The sequence below is a fragment of the Novosphingobium sp. 63-713 genome (assembly GCF_001898925.1).
In the GTDB taxonomy this organism is placed as follows: Bacteria; Pseudomonadota; Alphaproteobacteria; order Sphingomonadales; family Sphingomonadaceae; genus Novosphingobium.
The window spans coordinates 793,186-807,642 of the sequence record NZ_MKVS01000005.1; the positions used below are offsets into that span (position 1 = coordinate 793,186).

Annotated in this window: 11 protein-coding genes; 6 read left to right on the top strand and 5 right to left on the bottom strand. The window is 60.8% G+C overall.

Annotated features, from left to right (window positions below):
- Positions 1 to 30: 30 nt before the first annotated feature.
- Genes BGP00_RS04285 through BGP00_RS04300 form a run of 4 tightly spaced genes read right to left on the bottom strand, consistent with a single transcriptional unit; the run spans position 31 to position 3,808 of the window.
- Positions 31 to 1,398: an FAD-dependent oxidoreductase gene (locus tag BGP00_RS04285; protein ID WP_292925714.1), complete on the bottom strand. Its 1,368-nt coding sequence runs from the start codon at positions 1,396 to 1,398 to the stop codon at positions 31 to 33.
- The gene (locus tag BGP00_RS04290) at positions 1,395 to 1,688 is read right to left on the bottom strand and encodes a (2Fe-2S)-binding protein (RefSeq protein ID WP_292922179.1); all 294 of its coding nucleotides are present in this window, start codon (positions 1,686 to 1,688) and stop codon (positions 1,395 to 1,397) included. The genes BGP00_RS04285 and BGP00_RS04290 overlap by 4 nt, the downstream gene beginning before the upstream one ends.
- The gene (locus BGP00_RS04295) at positions 1,685 to 2,878 is read right to left on the bottom strand and encodes an FAD-dependent oxidoreductase (protein WP_292922181.1); all 1,194 of its coding nucleotides are present in this window, start codon (positions 2,876 to 2,878) and stop codon (positions 1,685 to 1,687) included. Before BGP00_RS04295 ends, BGP00_RS04290 begins: the two co-directional genes overlap by 4 nt.
- A gap of 3 nt (positions 2,879 to 2,881) precedes the next feature.
- Positions 2,882 to 3,808 (bottom strand): dihydrodipicolinate synthase family protein, encoded by a 927-nt coding sequence (locus BGP00_RS04300; RefSeq protein WP_168601215.1) that lies wholly within the window; start codon positions 3,806 to 3,808, stop codon positions 2,882 to 2,884.
- 181 nt (positions 3,809 to 3,989) lie between these two features.
- Here BGP00_RS04300 and BGP00_RS04305 point away from each other — a divergent pair, with 181 nt between their 5' ends.
- From BGP00_RS04305 to BGP00_RS04325, 5 genes are all read left to right on the top strand, one after another.
- The gene (locus BGP00_RS04305; protein WP_246869839.1) at positions 3,990 to 4,910 is read left to right on the top strand and encodes a LysR family transcriptional regulator; all 921 of its coding nucleotides are present in this window, start codon (positions 3,990 to 3,992) and stop codon (positions 4,908 to 4,910) included.
- Positions 4,911 to 5,016: 106 nt separating this feature from the next.
- Positions 5,017 to 5,232, top strand: coding sequence for a DUF3311 domain-containing protein (locus BGP00_RS04310; RefSeq protein WP_168601214.1), 216 nt, complete (start codon positions 5,017 to 5,019; stop codon positions 5,230 to 5,232).
- Positions 5,229 to 6,674 (top strand): sodium:solute symporter, encoded by a 1,446-nt coding sequence (locus tag BGP00_RS04315; RefSeq protein ID WP_292922185.1) that lies wholly within the window; start codon positions 5,229 to 5,231, stop codon positions 6,672 to 6,674. Before BGP00_RS04310 ends, BGP00_RS04315 begins: the two co-directional genes overlap by 4 nt.
- 211 nt (positions 6,675 to 6,885) lie before the next feature.
- The gene (locus tag BGP00_RS04320) at positions 6,886 to 8,553 is read left to right on the top strand and encodes a sulfatase-like hydrolase/transferase (RefSeq protein WP_292922187.1); all 1,668 of its coding nucleotides are present in this window, start codon (positions 6,886 to 6,888) and stop codon (positions 8,551 to 8,553) included.
- 6 nt (positions 8,554 to 8,559) lie between these two features.
- On the top strand, positions 8,560 to 10,896 hold the full coding sequence (locus BGP00_RS04325; protein ID WP_292922189.1) for an arylsulfatase: 2,337 nt from the start codon (positions 8,560 to 8,562) through the stop codon (positions 10,894 to 10,896).
- A 91-nt stretch (positions 10,897 to 10,987) separates the two neighbouring features.
- Here the strand turns inward: BGP00_RS04325 and BGP00_RS04330 are convergent, their stop codons facing one another.
- Positions 10,988 to 11,956, bottom strand: a complete 969-nt coding sequence (locus BGP00_RS04330) for a LysR family transcriptional regulator (protein WP_366556806.1) — start codon at positions 11,954 to 11,956, stop codon at positions 10,988 to 10,990.
- 182 nt (positions 11,957 to 12,138) lie between these two features.
- On the opposite strand from BGP00_RS04330, the gene BGP00_RS04335 reads away from it, so the two are divergent.
- The gene (locus BGP00_RS04335; protein ID WP_292922192.1) at positions 12,139 to 14,439 is read left to right on the top strand and encodes an arylsulfatase; all 2,301 of its coding nucleotides are present in this window, start codon (positions 12,139 to 12,141) and stop codon (positions 14,437 to 14,439) included.
- Positions 14,440 to 14,457 lie beyond the last annotated feature (18 nt).

Genomic DNA, 14,457 nt, shown 5'->3' on the forward strand with positions numbered 1-14,457 from the left:
GGGACCACATTGTTGCGGCGGGCGCAACGGTCAGCCGATGATCTCATCCACGGGCAAGGGCCGCGCGGGAAAGCGCACACGGAACGGGGCGACCGCATCGGGATCACATCCCTGCGCGGCGGCAATCCGACGCACCAGCGCATGTTCGCAGGACCGCCCCTGACACAGGCCCATCCCGATCCGGCAGCGATGCTTGACCGCCGAAGCGTCAGCCATGGGCGAGAGCCGGGCCATAGTTGCCTCGACCTGCGCCACGGAAATATCCTCGCATCGGCACAGCAGCGTTTCGGGCGTCGCCTGCGGCCAGACATCGCGCGGATCGGCCACCGCGCGCAGCAGGTCGATGAAGGGTTGCAGCCTTGCGCGCCTTGCCTGCGCGCGGGCCATATCGGAGGCAGGCTGCGCGCCTGCATCCAGCGCTATCGCGATCCCCGCAATCTCGCCCTCGGCCATGGCGGCATCCGCGCCTGCCACACCGGTGGTTTCGCCCGCGACATAAAGCCCCGGCACCGAGGAGCGCATCGCCCCATCACAGACCGTTTCCCACCCGCCCGCAGGTCGCGCCCAGCGCACCGCCGCGCCGACCTGACGCGGCAGATCCGATTGGGGCAGGAAGCCATAGGACACAGCCGCCACCTGCGCCGCGATACGGTGGGTCCGGCCGCGCCATGCATAATCAACCGCCTCCAGCCGCCCATTGCCGATAAAGCCGATAGGCCGCGCGCCCATCATCAGGGGCACCCCCGCCCGGCGCAGGCGCGCCATGGCCGCCCCCGCCGCAATCAAAGGGCCGGGGGCGAACATCGCCCCCGGCAGATGGGGCAGGGCCGCGCGCATCATCCGGCCATAGGTCTGCGGCATCAGCACCGCCGCGACCTCGGCCCCGGCGTCCAGGATTTGCGTGGCCAGCACCAGGAGCAAGGGATGGCTGCCCAGCAGGACGATAGGCTGGCCGGCCACCACCTGCTGCGATTTGAGCATGGTCTGCACCGCGCCCGCGCTCATCACGCCGGGCAGGGTCCAGCCCGGCATCGCCACCGGCATGTCATAACAGCCCGCCGCGATCAGCACCCGCCGCGCCAGCAGCGTGCCACCATGCGCACCCGAGAGCGTAAGACGGAAATGATCGGCAATCCGCTCGATCCCGGCCACGCTGGTGCTTCCCCGCCAGTCGAGCCGCGTGTCCGCCTCGGTCTGGGCGAGCAGGTGGCGCAGCGGGCGATAGAGGCGGCCCGCCATCCATCCTTTGACCGCAAAAGCGGCAGGGGGCTGGCGCAGGATCTGGCCTCCGGGCCGGGCCTGCTCGTCGATCATGGTGGTGGACAGGCCCGCAGCCAGCGTTTGCCGTGCGGCGGCCTGTCCGGCGGGGCCGCCGCCGATGATGGCGATGTCGATCATAGCGGCACCTCATGCGTGGCAATGCGCAGGCCATCCTCCACCGGGGTCAGGCAGGCGCGACGGCGGCGCCATCCGTCCTCCATGGCGATCCAGACGAAACATTCGCTGCATGTACCCATGTTGCACAACAGGCCGCGCGGGGCGCCGGATCGGTCGTCGCGCATCCGGTAGATTCCGGTTGCGACCATGGCGGCGGCCAACGTTTCGCCCGGATGGGCCGGGATCATCGCGCCGTCGATCTCGACGGTTATGGGGGCGGGGCGGGTCACGCCATCGACGATCCGGCTCATGACGGCACCACAAAGGCGTTGAGATGAGCAAAGCGGGCGGCGCTGAACAGGGCGATTTCCTCGGGCATGGCGCGCTCGATAATGCTGCGCGCCAACATCCGCGCCAGCAGCGGCCCCAGCGTGAACATCGACCCGCCCGCCGCGACATGGAGGCCGGGGGCGGCAGGAACTTCGCCCACAATGGGCAATTGATCGGCGGAAATGCACGTCATGCCGGTCCAACTGCGGATCAGGCTGCGCCCGCGCAGGCAGGGCAAAACGCCCGCCGCCACCGCCAGATTGGCGCGCAGATTGCCGGGCACCAGATGCGGCGGCGCGTCCAGATCGGGCAGGCCGTCGGCCATCTTTTGTGGGGCCGAGGCCCAGCCTCCGCCGATCACCATATTGCCGTCATCTGTCTGCTTCATCGACAGCCGTTTGCCGACATGCTGGATCAGATAGGGCAGGAAGGGCGCCGTACGATCGGTCACACTCATCATCAGAGGGGCCAGATAGAGCGGGATGTTCAGCCCCATGCGCGCCGCGATCCGAGCGGTCCAATGGCCGGTGGCCAGAATGACATGGCGCGCGCGGGCGGTGGTGATCTGGCCGGATTGCTCAATGGTGGCCTGCCAATGATCGCCATCGCGGCGCAGGTCGAGCAGGCGGCTGTTGGTTTCGATCACCGCGCCCGAGGCACGCGCCGCATCGGCAAAAGCATCGGCCAGAATGCGCGGATTGGCATGGCCTTCCTTTGCCAGCCATGCTGCACCGGCAATATGGGGGGCAAGGCGCGGCACCAGATCGCGCGCCTCGGTCCCTGAGAGCAATTGCGTGGGCAGGCCCAGTTCGTTTTCGCGTGCCACCTTGAGGGAAAGCAGCGCCAGATCCGCCTCATTTTCGGCCAGCATCAGCCCGCCATGCATGTGAATGTCGAGCGGGCGGCCAAGCTGATCCTCCAGCCCCGCCCATTCCTCGATCGCCAGACGGTTGAGGCGAACGATATCGCCGCCCTGCGCATGGGCCGTACCGCCCGGTTCGAGAAAGCGCCGCTCGATCTGGAAATGCAGCGAACCTGCGTTCTGGCCCGAGGCGCCCGCATTGATGCCCCGCGCCTCAATCAGGCGCGGGGCAAGACCGGCGCGGGCCAGATGCCACGCCGCCGCGCAGCCCAGCAGGCCGCCGCCGATGATCAGGACTTCATGCGTCATGGATCACAGGATTTGCAGCTTTCGCAGCGTTTGGGCAATCTCTTCGCGCGCGGCATCGGTGATAGGCAGCAAAGGCGCGCGCACCGGCCCGCCGGGCAGACCCTGCGCATCGAGCGCGGCCTTGAGGATCGCCGGGCCGGAACCGAAGCGCCCCACCAGTTCGGGCGTGTACCATTCGCGCATCAGCACGCGGTCCTTGGCCCCGCAGGCGCGCGCACCTTCCAGATCGCCCGCCCAGAAGGCATCGTAAAAGCCCGGCTGATAGCGCCCCAGCACACCGCCCGCGCCCATCGTGCCATCGCCGCCATGCACGCGCAGCATCGTCAGCCCGATCTCGTTCATCGGAAAGCCGAACACGCGCACCTGATCCTTGAGCGCAAAGAAGGTCTCGACAAAGCGCTCGAAAGAGGAGGAGGATTGCTTGATCGCCACCACGCCCTCGATGTCGGCAAGGCGCGAGAGCAGGGGCAGATCCATGTCGATGCCCGTGCCCGGCGGCCAGTTATAGATGCAGATGGGCAGGTCGATGGCCGCGCTGACCGTTTCATAAAAGCCGACGATTTCATCGGCGCGCGGGCGAATGTAGGGCGGGGGCGTCAACAGCACGCCGTCAAATCCGGCCTGCGCCGCATGGCGGGCAAAGGCGATGCTCTCAGTCGCGGTAAAGCTGGAGCAGCCCGCGATCAGGGGCAGCTTGCCCTTCATCTGGGCGCCGGTCAGGGCAAACAGGCGGGCGCGTTCGGCTGCGCTCATGCTGGTCCATTCGCCTGTGGTTCCGGCCAGAACCAGCCCATGCATGCCTTCGCCGTGCAGCCATTCCAACAGGCGGCCAAGACCCGCCTCATCCAGCCCGCCATCGGCGGAAAAGGGAGTTGTGATGGCGGGAAGATAGCCCTGCCAGTTCACTCGATCACGCTTGATACTTGCCATTCATGCCTCGTTTTCATCCGAAAAAGCGATGCGAATGACCGCTTTGCCCGGCGGGGGACGGCCTGATCTGGCATTCCCCATATGCGCAGGCAATGGCGCTCTTTTGTCAAAGTTGTTGCGTTGAGCGCAAACTTGGGCAAGCTGATGCCGGGTTTGCAAAGAATGATAGGGGGCTTGCCGAATGTCGGAAACGGGTTTGCGCTATCTGTTTGAGGCGCTCAACGCAGGCTCGATGCGCGCGGCCAGTGACCGGCTCAATGTCGCGGCCTCCTCGATCAGCCGTCAGATCGCGCAACTGGAGGAAAGCTATGGCCTTGCCCTGATCGAGAAGGGGCGGCGCGGGGTGCGGCTGACTCATGCGGGCGAAATCGTCATCGCCCATTACCGCAACCAGGTGGCCGACCGCGAGGCTCTGCGCGCCAAGCTGGAGGAATTGCGCTCGGTAAAAAGCGGCCATGCCGTGCTGGCCGTGGGTGAAGGCTTTCTGGGCAGCGGTTTTACCGACATGATCGCCAGTTTTACCGCCGCCAATCCCCAGATCCATCTCGACCTCTCGGTCAATTCATCGCAGCAGATCGTGCGACAGGTGCTCGATGACGAGGCGCATCTGGGGCTGGTGTTTCAGACGCCGCATGACATCAAGATCCATGTCCGCTCGGTGATCGCCCAGCCTCTGATGGCGATTGTTGCCGCGGGTCATCCGCTGGCGGGGCAGACCAGCGTGTCGCTGGCCGATCTGGCGCGCCATCCTTTGTGCCTTTCACCGCGCCATTTCGGCCTGCGCCAGATTTTGGCCGGGGCGGAGCTGCGCCACAACACCTATCTCGAACCGGTCATCACCACCAATTCGATCCATATGATGCGCGAAACCGTGCGGCGGGGGGCGGCGGTGACGATCCTGCCGCAATTGTCGGTGTGGAGCGAGCTGGAAAGCGGCGAGTTGACCAGTATCGCGATTGCCGATGATGCGATGGAGGATGCCACGATCAGCCTGATCCTGCGCGCGGGGCGGCAATTGGAGGGCGCGCCCGCCCGCCTGCTCAAAATGGTGGAGGCGCAGTTGCGCCAGTGGAACCGCCCCTTGCGCGTGGCCGAGGTCTGATCGTTGCGTCTGTGGCAACATAATCCCGCATTGCCTAGCATTGAATGCAGCGTTGAATGCGGCAAATTCTGCCATTCCCACGCAATTCCCACAGGCTGGATAAACCATGGATGATCCCGAAGGCGTCGAGGTCGCGGCTTTTCGCCGGGCCGACGCGCTGCTTTTGCTGCCCTTTGTCTGGCAACTGGGCCTTGCGCCATGGGCCAATGGCATCGTGTGGCGCCCGTTTGGCCTTCCTTTCCCGATGGTCTGGCAAATGGCGGGAATAATGTTCGCCACCTTTGTGCTGGCCCTGCGCTACTGGCTGGATCGCAAGCCATGATCCGCATGATGATCCTGCTGATCGTGCTGGGCACGACGATCGGCGCGATGGCCTATGGCCGCGCCAAAACCCGCAGCAAGTCGCTGGAGGACTGGGCGCTGGGCGGGCGGCGGATGGGGACACTGGTGTTCTGGTTCCTTAATGCCGGTGAGATTTACACGACCTTTGCGGTGCTGGGCATTTCGGGCTTTGCCTGGGCCTATGGCGCGCCGGCCTATCTGGCGTTCACCTCGGTTTCGCTGTCGGCGGCGGTGGGCTATTGGCTGACGCCGCGCATTCATGCCTATGGGCGGCGGCATGGGCTGATTACTCAGGCCGATTTCTTTGCCCATCGCTATCAATCGCGCTGGCTGGGCATGGTGGTGGCCTGCGCGGGGCTGATCGCGTTGACGGTCTATATCCAGATACAGGTGACCGCGCTGACCTTCATCGTGCGTCTGGTGGCCGGGCCGGTGATCGGGGGCACATGGGCGGCGGTGATCGCGGTGGCGGTGATGCTGGCCTTTGTGTTTTTGGCGGGTCTGCGCTCGGCGGCTTTTGCCGCCGGGGTCAAGGATGTGCTGATGCTGATCGTGGTGGCGGTGCTGGCTTTTGGCGTGGCCGGGATGGTGGGCGCGTCGTCGATGCTCGACGTGTTCGCGCGGGTTCAGGATCTTTATCCCGCCGCCACCCGTTTCCCCGGCTTACAGCCCCACGCCGGGCTCAGTCTGGTGTGGCTGAGCACCTCGGCGATCAATGTGGCGATCGGCACCTATATCTTCCCGCATATGTTCCAACTGTGCTTTTCGGCGGGCAGCGGCGATACGATCCGCCGCAATACCGTGCTTCAGCCGATCTATTCGCTATCCTATTTCTTCATCATCCTGCTCGGCTTTGCCGCCTTGCTGGCGGGCACGCGGCCCGAGGGCGGGGATCTTAACGCGCTGTTGCTGACTTTTGTGGTCCAGCATTGTCCCGTCTGGCTGATCGGCCTGTTCGCGGGCACGGCCAGCCTGTTGGCGCTGGTGCCGGGTTCGGTGCTGATGCTGACCTGCGGGTCGATTTTCGCGCGAAATATCGTGCGGCCGGTTTGGCGGAACATGGACGACCGGCGCGAATTGCTGGTGTCGCGCTGCTCGATGGTGGGCTTTGCGGGGGCTGCCCTGTGGCTGGCGTTGGGGGCCAGCGCCTCGCTGGTCGAGGTGGGCCTGTCGGCCTATGCGGCCATCGGCATGTTGGTGCCGGGGGTGTACCTTGCCTTTATCACGCGGCGGGTTTCGGGTCTGGCGGTGATGGCCGGGCTGATCGCGGGCTATGCCGTGTTGTGGGTGCCGATGATCGGCAAGGCGCTGGCGGGGGTTTTCGTTGAATGGGAAATCGGACTGGTGGCGGTGCTGTGCAATTTGACGGTGACGTTGGTCGCCATGATGGTTCTGCCTTCGGGGGGCGATGGGGCGAAATAATACCGGTATAGGAAGGGCCGCCATCCCGCCGGTTTCACGCAATCCCAAGGCCGATTTCCGGGCGTTTGGATCATTCGAATTTGATCTGAAATTGCCCCGAAGGTTGCGAGAAACCATAGCCATAAGCGATAGCTTATCAGTATAATAACCGGCTGATCGCTTGCTTTTAAATGGGAGTGACACGACTGCTGGCGCCAACTTGCATAGGCAGATGCAAGAAAAGATCCGAATTTACGGGAGATTTAAAATGCGCTTTCGGTCAAAGCTGCGTCTTGCGCTCATTTCGGCCGCCTCGATCGCGATTTCGGGTATCGGCTTCACTCCGCAAGGCGCGCTGGCCGCGGCAAAACCGGCGCATCATCCCAATGTTCTGCTGATTGTGCTTGACGATGTCGGCCTGGACACAACCAGTGATGCCTATCCGGGCCTCAAAGAAAGTCTTTCTCGCCAATATGGTCCGCAAGGCCGCAATGATCCTGATTATCACCTTATCAACGGCAGGCCCGCCTCGACCCCGGTTCTTAACCGTTTTGCCGCGCAAGGATTGGCGTTCCGTGAGGCATGGGCGCACCCGTTCTGCTCGCCCACCCGCGCCTCCATGCTCACCGGCCTTAATGCCAACAAAACCGGGGTGCGCGATTACACCAATTATCTGACCCAGCATCATCATTCGCTGGCCCAGGATTTGAAGACCGCAGGATACAGTACGGCCATTTTTGGCAAATGGCATATGGCCGGTCTCAATCAATATCCCGGCCTGAAGCCCAAGGAGGCATCGTTCGATCTGTTTCGGGGCAATCTGAATGGCGCGATTAACGACTATTGGGATTACGATTACCAGATACAGGATGAGACCACGCCGCCCGACAAATGGCGCTCTGAAAAGGCTCCTACGCGTGCTTTGCCGGGGATCGCGCCAACGACATATGCTCCTGTCACCAAAGTGTCGGATGCAATTGGCTGGATGAAGCAGCAACAGAGTGCGGGCAAGCCGTGGTTTGCCTGGTTTGCCTTCAATCTTTCACATATCACTGCAGGACAAAGTCATCCGCCAACCTTTGTTCCCAATGCCGACATGCTGGACAAGGCCAGTCAGGATGAAATGAAAGCCTGCGGCGGGCAATTCGGCACGACGAATTTGGGCAATTGTTCGGCGCCAGCGCTCAACCGGGCGATGACAAATTCGATGGACACCGCCGTCGGCAAGCTGCTCGATGCGCTCAAGAACATCGACCCCAACACCTATGTCATCATCCTTGGTGACAATGGGACGCCGATGTACGGCAAGCCCAATATCAATTTTATCGACAATATGTATATCAAGCGCGACCATCGCGGCAAAGGAACCGGCTATGAAAGCGGGATGCGGGTGCCGGTACTGATCCGGGGGCCGGGCATCAAGCAAGGCGTAAGTGATGCGGTGGTCCATACCACCGATCTTTTCTCCACCGTTCTCGATCTTGCCCACGTGACTATTCCCAAAACAGTTTCGAACCGCGATGGAACTGGACAGGTTGCGCTCGATTCCCGTTCCTTGGCTCCCATTCTTTTCGGTCGTGACAAGAATGTTCGTGATCCTGTTCACGACTACATCATATCCGAAACAGCCATTCCATCGATCTCGCCCGAAGGGCTTCCGGGGCCTGCGCTTGAGCAGCAGGTGGCGGTGAAAAACGCGACGTTCAAGGTGCTGTGTATCCAGAAGACCGGCAAGGTGAATTGCGAATTCTATAATCTGGTGCGTGATCCAATCGAGGAGTATCCTCTTAAGGCCCCATCCTCCTGTCCCGCGACTGTCAGGGTAACCTTCTCGGCCGGCGACGAGGCAGCCAATTACTGTTTCCTGCGTCAGGCTGTTCATATCCAGTCGGGTTTGTAAGCAGCCATGCCGCGCTCGTCCCTCTACGCTTCGCGCCCGCAAGGGCTGACCATTTCAGTGATGGCGCGCCTGAAGCCATGTATGCAGCGCCGCTTGGCCAAGGCTGCGCTGCTGTCATTGATCCTTCCCGCAACAGCTCTGGCCGCGCCCACTGAGCCGGGCTGGCAGGCTTATCCCAAAAGCCCGAATGCTCCGTCGGGGGCGCCCAACGTCTTGCTTATCCTTGCCGATGACGTGGGCTTTGGCGCTTCTTCCACCTTTGGCGGCGCAGTGCCGACGCCCACATTCGACGCTCTGGCCATGCAAGGCTTGCGCTACAACGCGTTTCACACGACGGCCATGTGTTCGCCCACACGGGCGGCTCTGCTCACCGGTCGCAACCACCATGCGGTTGCCAGCGGTTCCATCGCGGATGTCTCGCTCGATGATGCGGGTTACACGTCGGTCATTCCCAAAAGTGCAGGAATGATAAGCCGTGTTTTGAAGATGAATGGCTATGACACAGCCTTTTTCGGCAAGAATCATAATACGCCCGTATGGGAAAACGGTCCTTTGGGACCGTTCGACAATTGGCCCAACGCATGGGGTTTTGACTATTTCTATGGATTTAACGCCCCTTATGCCGACCAGTTCAATCCTGCACTGATTGAAAACCGCAATCCGGTAAGGCCGCCAAGCGAGCCGGGCTATATCCTCGACCGTGATCTGGCCGACCATGCCATCCATTGGATCAACATGCAGCGCAACCTGCATCCTGATCACCCTTTCTTTGCCTATCTGGCCACCGGGTCCATGCATGCGCCGCATATGGCGCCTGCCGATTGGATCGCCCGTTTCAAGGGCAGGTTCGATCAGGGGTGGGACAAGCTGCGTGAGGAAACTTTCGCCCGGCAGAAAGCCATGGGGATCATTCCCCAAAGCGCTGTTTTCAATCCCCGTCCCGACGGGGTTCCTGCGTGGGATGATCTCAGCCCCGACATGAAGCGCACCTATGCCAGAATGATGGAGGTTGCCGCCGCCCAATTGGCCTATTTCGATGCGCAGACTGGCCGGATTATCGAGGCCCTGCGCGTATCGGGCCAGCTTGATAACACTCTTGTGGTCTATATTCAGGGCGATAATGGCGCGAGCATGGAAGATTATCGCGGCTCCAGCCAGGAATTGTTGACCATCGCAGGCATAGAGACAAGCGATGCCGACATGGTGCATGATGCCGCTCAGCATGGCGGACCTGCCTCTTTCGGCAATTACCCTGCTGGCTGGGCCTGGGCCACGAATGCTCCCTTCCAATGGGGCAAGCGGGTCGCTTCGCATCTGGGCGGATTGCGCGATGGCATGGTCATCAGTTGGCCTGCCAGGATCAAGCAGCCGGGACAGATACGCGGGCAATTCACGCATGTCACCGATATTGCCCCAACCATTTATGAAGCCGCAGGGATCAAGGCCCCAACCTCGATCGACGGTGTCCGGCAACAGCCTATCGAGGGAGTGAGCATGGTCTATACGTTCGACCATGCTGATGCCGCCACGCGACACCGCGAGCAATATTTCGAGATGCTGGGCAATCGGGCCTATTACAAGGATGGCTGGATGGCATCCACGCTTCCCGGCAACATGCCGTGGACCGCGGCGGGGGCCGTTGATCCCGGGACCTTCAAGTGGGCACTCTACGATTTGAATAAGGACTGGTCGCAATCGCGGGATGTATCGACCCTGTTTCCCGGGAAGCTGGCCGAGTTGAAGGCCGATTTTGATCGAGCCGCAAAGAAATACCATGTCTATCCCCTCGATGCCAAATTGATGGCGCGAATGGACCCGGCTCTTCGTCCCTCCCTGATCGGAAATCGGACCAGCTTTCACTATGAGCCGGGCGATACGCGTTATCCGGCATCGTCCTTTCCCGTGACGGGGCCTGGCTGGACAATCTCGGCTACCGTCGGCGTGGCAGGAAGGCGGGAGGGTGGTCCAATTCTGGTTCAGGGTGACCACTTCGGGGGGCAGGCGCTGCTGCTCGACGATGGCCGCCCAGCCTATATTTACAACGCCGGGGACGGCAGGAATTTCGTTGTTCTGCGCGGCCGACAACCGCTGAATGCCGGAACACACCGGATCGAGGTCCGATTTGCCGCTGCAGCGGGAAGCACCACCTTGCAGTTGAGCGTGGATGGCCTGCAGGTCGATCAAGCCCAAACCTCGCTCAAGGTGCGCGGTCGCGGAGATGCCTATGTCGGTCGCAACAGCATCGCGCCCTTCAGCTATAATCCGGCTCTGCCGACGATTCCTGCATCTTGCGACTGCAACATTCAGACGCTGAAGATCGAGATGCAGAGCAAAGTGAAATAGAGGGAATTTCCAGCGATTTGATCAATCCCTCATCCGCCATTTGCGCGATGAGGGATTGGCAGAATTACCTTTGTTGCCGGGCCGATGGCCGTCACACTTCGGGCGAACCAATTTGCTCCGATGCGGCAACCGCATTACGGAAAAACGCTATCATCTTTTGCAAATGCGGTTCTTGCTCACTCACTGAGCTGATAAGCACGCTGTTCCAATGCCCAATCGGTGAACTGATGATAGCGGCGCGGCCGTCGGCCAGATGTCGCTCCATATGCCCCATGAACAACAGGCCAATGCCCCGTCCTTCGACGACCCAGTCTCCCAGCGTTTCGGGAAACTGTGATCGCGCGACCACATTTTGCGGTATAATGCCGTTTTCCGCCAGCGTGCGCTCGATCGCGTTCCCCATCTCCGTATCTTTTTTGGGCAGCAAAAAGGGAAGCTCATTCAACGGAGTCCCGTCACGCGCCTGTTGCGCCAAGGCCGGAGATGCAAAGAGATAGGTGCCCGAGCTTCCCAGGATGATTGACCGCAGCCTGTTATCCGAGGCAGGCGCGTAACCTCGATAAATGCCGAAGTGACTTTTGCGTGAGGAAACTTTCGCGATGATATCCGGAGTTTTTTCAACAACGTCGAATTCAATGTCGATATTGGGGTTCTCTTCCAGAAACGCCGGCAAGGCAGGCATGATAGTTTGCCTTAGCATATAGTTTCTGACGGAAACATCGAACCGGACCTTTCCGCCCTCTATGCTTTGGGGCGCGTCCTTCGCCCGAAAGGCCTTGGCGGCGTCGAGCGCAGCCTTGGCCTGTTCAAGCAGCGCCTTGCCGGCCGGGGCCAGGGTTGGTGTGCTGCCCCGGTGACGCTCGAAAACGGGATATCCCAATTCCTTTTCCAAAAGAAGAATGTGGTTGCTCAGTCCTGCCTGGCTCATGTCAAGGCGGTCAGCCGTCTTGCGAAAGTTGCAATCTACGGCAGCTTCCACAAATACCTCCAATCGCCTGAGCGTTGGCATGCCTCTCCCCCCCCCCAACCAATAACCTTTTACTTGATGGTCCGATAACATGTTGCCCCGTTGCTGTTCAAGCCTTTGCTACGCAAGAGTATGTGCAGATGAGGGGAATGCGACCTTTTGGCAGCCCAACGAATAGACACGCTGGCTTTCGCGGTCCGCAATGCTTCCTCCTCCTCAACAACAAATTCAAGTGAATTTCTAGCCAGGTAAACTTGGCAGATCTGGGGGCAGGGATGATCTATCGGCGTCTTAAAAAGGCGATCAAAGGCGGGGTCGGGATGGCTATGGCGATTGGCCTTGTTGCCAATCCGGCGTTTGTGGTGCCCGCTGCCGCTGCGCGCACGCCCGGCGATTTCAGGAATTACCCGCAGCAGCCCAGCGCTCCGGCACAGGCGCCCAATGTGCTGCTGATCATGACCGATGATGTCGGCTTTTCTGCCTCAACCTCGTTCGGCGGCGTTATCCCGACGCCAACTTTTGACAGCCTTGCGCTGACCGGCCTGCGCTACAATGCGTTTCATACCACGGCCATGTGCTCGCCTACTCGCGCCGCCTTGCTGACCGGTCGCAATCACCATGCGGTGGGATCGGGCGCGATCAGCAACCTTGCCACCGATCAGGTCGGCTATACATCGGTCATTCCCGATAGCGCGGCCACCATCGGCCGCGTTCTTCAGCTCAATGGCTATGACACGGCCTGGGTGGGCAAAAATCACAATACTCCAGTGTGGGAGACCGGGCCTGCGGGGCCGTTCAACCATTGGCCCAATGCCATGGGCTTCGATTACTTCTATGGTTTCAATGCCGCGATGGCAGACCAGTTTTCTCCCGAGTTGGTCGAGAACCGTAATCCGATAGATCCACCGGCCAGGGATCCCGGCTACAATCTGGATCGCGACCTTGCCGACCATCTTCTTCACTGGATGCAGATCCATCATACGGTTCGCGGCGCCCGCCCGTTTTTTGCCTATTGGGCGCCCGGCACTTTGCACTCACCTCACCAGGTCAGCGCCGACTGGATTGCGCGGTTCAAAGGCCAGTTTGCAATGGGCTGGGACAAGCTGCGCGAGCAGACATTTGAAAGGCAAAAACAGCTTGGCATCATCCCGGCCGATGCGGTTCTGACACCGCGGCCGGAGGCCATGCCTGCCTGGGACAGCCTGACGAAGGATGAACAAAGCGCCGCATCCCGCATGATGGAGGTGGCCGCAGCACAGCTCGCCCAAAGCGATTACCAGATTGGTCGGGTAATCGATTGGCTGAAGAAAAGCGGTCAGTTTGATAACACGCTGATCATTTTCATTCAGGGCGACAACGGCGCAAGCGATGAAAGCATCAACGGCGCCAACAACGAAATGGCAAGCCTGAACGGCATTGAACCGACATACAGGGAACTTGAGCGCAATATCGAGAGCCATGGCGGACCATTCGCATTCGGCAACTATCCGGCGCCATGGGCATGGGCAACCAACACGCCTTTTCAGTGGGGCAAGGAGATCGCCTCGCATCTGGGAGGCCTGCGCGACGCCCTCGCGATCAGCTGGCCAGCCCGGATCCGGTCCGCAGGGCTGCGCACGCAATTTGCCCATGTCATCGATATTGCGCCCACCATTTACGAGGCCGCGGGTATCAAGCCGCCGCTTTCCGTGGACGGCGTGAAACAGCAACAGATCGACGGCACCAGCCTGCTTTACTCCTTCAACGACCCGGCTGCGCCAAGCCGCCACACCGAGCAATATTTCGAGATGCTTGGTAATCGCGCCTATTACAGCAATGGTTGGCTGGCTTCCACCACCCCTGTTGTGGCTCCATGGGATCGTCATCATGCGGCGGTCGATCCATACAAGTTTCATTGGGAACTGTATGATCTTAACAAGGACTATTCGCAGGGAACCGATGTTGCCGCGCAATTTCCGGCCAAATTGGCCGAGCTGAAGAAAAAGTTTGATAAGGCGGCAACCCTTAATCACGTCTATCCGCTTGGTGCCGATCTGATGACGCGCTTTGCGCCATCGAACCGACCCGATCTGCTGGCCGGGCTTAATCATTTTACCTATTATCCGGGCGATACCCGCTATCCTGCCAACAGTTTTCCAGGCCTGCAGAAGGGATGGTCCGCAACCGCCCATGTCACTGTTGGCAGCAGTCAGGCACGAGGACCCCTCCTTATTACGGGCGACCTTTTTGGCGGCTATGGGCTGACGATCGAAAACGGTTTTCCCGTGTTCCTCTACAATCCCACAGGCCGGGACCAGGAGCGCGTCGAATTGACGGGGCAATTGCCGCTCGCACCCGGCTCTCACGATATTTCGGTACGCTTTGAGCCGCACCCTGCGGGCGGCGCGCAGGCGGCAAATCTGATCCTGTCGGTTGACGGCAAACAGGTCGACGCCCGCCAGCTTTCAAAACTCTTCCGCGTTTTCGGGAACACCTATGTGGGCCGCAAAGGGTTGGGTGAATTGATGCCCGGTTCACGCGTGGAAGCGCTTGTCGATGCAACCCTTCAATCGGTTGATGTCGATCTCAAAAAATAACTAATCAATATATTGGGG